This is a genomic window from Polaromonas sp. P3_C2, from assembly GCF_056402675.1.
Genome location: NZ_JBFUGX010000518.1, coordinates 1 through 2,991, shown reverse-complemented (window position 1 = coordinate 2,991; position 2,991 = coordinate 1). Strand labels below are relative to the sequence as shown.

Annotated in this window: 4 protein-coding genes; all 4 read right to left on the bottom strand. The window is 63.5% G+C overall.

The genetic code is table 11. The features are described from left to right. The coding region (locus AC1DWI_RS18200) for an acyl-CoA dehydrogenase family protein (protein WP_477725375.1) at positions 1-1,220 on the bottom strand (1,220 nt) is incomplete at its 3' end. A 26-nt stretch (positions 1,221-1,246) separates the two neighbouring features. Beyond that, complete coding sequence (locus tag AC1DWI_RS18195; protein WP_477669527.1) at positions 1,247-2,263, bottom strand: NADP-dependent oxidoreductase; 1,017 nt, start codon at positions 2,261-2,263, stop codon at positions 1,247-1,249. Positions 2,264-2,371: 108 nt separating this feature from the next. Next, a complete protein-coding gene (locus AC1DWI_RS18190) occupies positions 2,372-2,821 on the bottom strand; it encodes a PaaI family thioesterase (protein ID WP_477725374.1) in 450 nt (149 codons plus the stop codon). Positions 2,822-2,846: 25 nt separating this feature from the next. Continuing rightward, the coding region (locus AC1DWI_RS18185; RefSeq protein ID WP_477725376.1) for an SDR family oxidoreductase at positions 2,847-2,991 on the bottom strand (145 nt) is incomplete at its 5' end.

The window sequence follows — 2,991 nt, the reverse complement described above, 5'->3', positions numbered from 1 at the left end:
ACATAGCCATTGCCGCCCAGGCATTCCATCGCCTCCTGGGCGAAATGGCTACCGCGCTTGCAGATCCAGAACTTGGCGACGGGTGTCAACAGGCGCGCCATGGCGGCCTCGTGGGCATCGCCTGTGTGGTCGAAAGCCCGGGCCAGGCGCATTGCCAGCGCAGTCGCGGCTTCGGATTCAAGCGCGAGGTCGGCCAGCACGTTGCGCATCAGCGGCTGGTCAATCAGCAGCTTGCCGAAGGCTTTTCGCTGCGAGGTGTGGTTCAGCGCCAGGGCCAGCGCCTGCCGCATCAACCCGCTGGTGCCCAGCGCGCAGTCCAGCCGGGTCATGGTGCCCATTTCGAGGATCTGCGGAATGCCGCGGCCTTCGCCCCCGACCAGCCAGGCCTGGGCGTTTTCAAATTCCACTTCAGAACTTGCGTTGGCCTTGTTGCCCAACTTGTCTTTGAGGCGCTGGATGCGGATGGCGTTGAGGCCGCCGTCAGGCAGCACGCGTGGCAGGAAAAAGCAGGAAAGGCCGCTTTGGGTTTGGGCCAGAACCAGGAAGGCGTCGCACATCGGCGCCGAGAAAAACCATTTATGGCCGGTGATGGCATAACGTTCGCCCCAGCCGTCGCGGCCTGCGGGCTCAGCGCGGGTGGTATTGGCCCGGACATCGGAGCCGCCCTGCTTTTCCGTCATGCCCATGCCCATGGTGAGGCCGGCCTTGGCCTGCCATAGCTTGAGTTCCGGGTCATAGGCGCGGCTCGCCAGCTTGGGGCCCCAGTCGGCGTAGATTGCTGTGTTGCCACGCAGCGCGGGCGTGGCCGCGTAGCTCATGGAGATGGGGCACAGGATGGAGGGCTCGAGCTCGGTGAAGAGCATGAAGCCTGCTGCGCGCTGGACATGGGGTGACGGGTTTTCTTCAGACCACGGAGAGCCATGCAGGCCCGAGCCCGTCGCGAGTTTCATGAGCTCGTGATAACTCGGGTGAAACTCCACCTGGTCCACACGACGGCCAAAACGATCATGGCTGTGCAGCGCCGGCCCATGCACATTGGCCAGGCGCGCGTGGGTCTGCATGGCCGTGCTGCCCAGCTTCGCACCGAGCTGCCTCAGCTCGTGCGTGTCCAGCGCCGGCGCATTAAATTTCAGCGCGTCGCGCAGCGGGCGATTGGTGTCAAACAGGTTGTAGTCCGACAGCGCTGCGGGCTGGTTGAAGACTTCATGCGTCATGTCCACCTCCTTTTGACCGCGCCGTGGTCGGGTCAGATCAGCTTGACCAACTGCTTGCCGAAGTTTTTGCCTTTGAGCAACCCGAGGAATGCTTCGGGCGCCGATTCAATCCCCTGCGCCACGCTTTCACGCGGGCGCAGCTTGCCGGTGCCCACCAGCGTGCCGAGTTCCTTGAGCGCTTCGGGCCAGACTTCCATGTGCTCGGCCACGATAAAGCCCTGCAGCTTGAGGCGGCTGGTCAAAATCAGCGCCGGATAGGCCAACGGCATGGGCCGGCCGTCGTAGCCGGCGATCATGCCGCACAGCGCGATGCGGCCGAAAGCGTTCATGCGCGGCAGCACGGCGTCCAGCACCATGCCGCCCACGTTTTCAAAGTAGCCATCAATGCCATCCGGGCAGGCGTCCTTGAGAGCCTTGGTCAGCGAAGCGGCATCGGCGTGCACTTTGTAGTCAATGCAGGCGTCAAAGCCGAGTTCTTCGACGGCATATTTGCATTTGTCGGGGCCGCCGGCAATGCCGACGGCGCGGCAGCCGCGTGCCTTGGCGAGTGCGCCGAACGCGCTCCCCACTGCGCCGGTAGCGGCGCTGACCACCATGGTCTGTCCGGCTTGGGGTTCAATGATTTTCACCAGGCCGTACCAGGCGGTGACGCCCGGCATACCGACCGCGCCCAGATAGTGCGAGAGCGGTACGTGCGTGGTATCCACCTTGCGCAGCGCGCCGGGCTGCTCGGCATTGACCACACTGTATTCCTGCCAGCCGCCCATGCCGACCACCTTGTCGCCGGGCTGGAATTTGGGCGAGCGGCTTTCCACGACCTCACCTGCCGTGCCGCCCAGCATGACCTGGCCCAGCGGATGCGGCGCGGCATAGCTCTTGGCATCGCTCATGCGGCCACGCATGTAAGGGTCCAGGCTCAGGTAATGGTGGCGCACCAGCACCTGGCCATCCTGCAGGGGCGGCGTGTCGCTGGACACCAGCATGAAGTTGCTGGCGACGGCTTCGGCGGTGGGACGGTTGTCGAGCAGGATTTGCTGGTTGATGGGCATGGAAGTCTCCTGTGTGTTGTCGGGAAAGGCAGGCGATTTGCTATTGATTTGATAGCTTCTGGCGCCCGTGTTTATTGGCATGGTCTGTGATTTAACCAATACCTCAGTTCAATCGGTTGATATGCCGCCGCCGGGTAGGTCCGGTGCGCCGGTGTTTTGGGCGGYGGTGGCAATCCGCCGCACGTACTTGAAGGTGCCCGTGGAGTGTGCACAGGCGCGGCCTTCCGCGTCATACAGCGTGGCCTCGGTAAACGCCATGGTGGTGCTGCGATGCATGAGCCGCCCCTTGGCTGTAAGCCGGCTGCCGTCGCCGGGTGCCGGCCGCATGAAGCTGGTCTTCATCTCGATGGTGACCACGCCCATATCTTTCTGTACGCTGCGCGCGGCTGTCGCCATGGTCACGTCCAGCAGCGTCATGATGGCGCCGCCGTGCGTCACGGCAAATGAGTTGAGGTGCTCGGGCTTGGGCGCATAGCCAATGGCCGAAGCACCGCCTTCAAACAGCTCCAGCTCAAAGCCGAGGTGGTTGACGAAAGGGATGTCCGCGCCGAAGTTCATTAACTGTTCCCAGCCMATTTCTTGCTCACCCCCCGGTTACGACCGAAACGCCACCATCGACGGCTATCCACTGGCCAGTGATGTGCTTGCCGGCATCCGACGCATACAGCACGCACAGGCCCTTCAAATCCTCGTCGTCGCCCAGGCGGCCCAGCGGTGCGTGTGAGGCC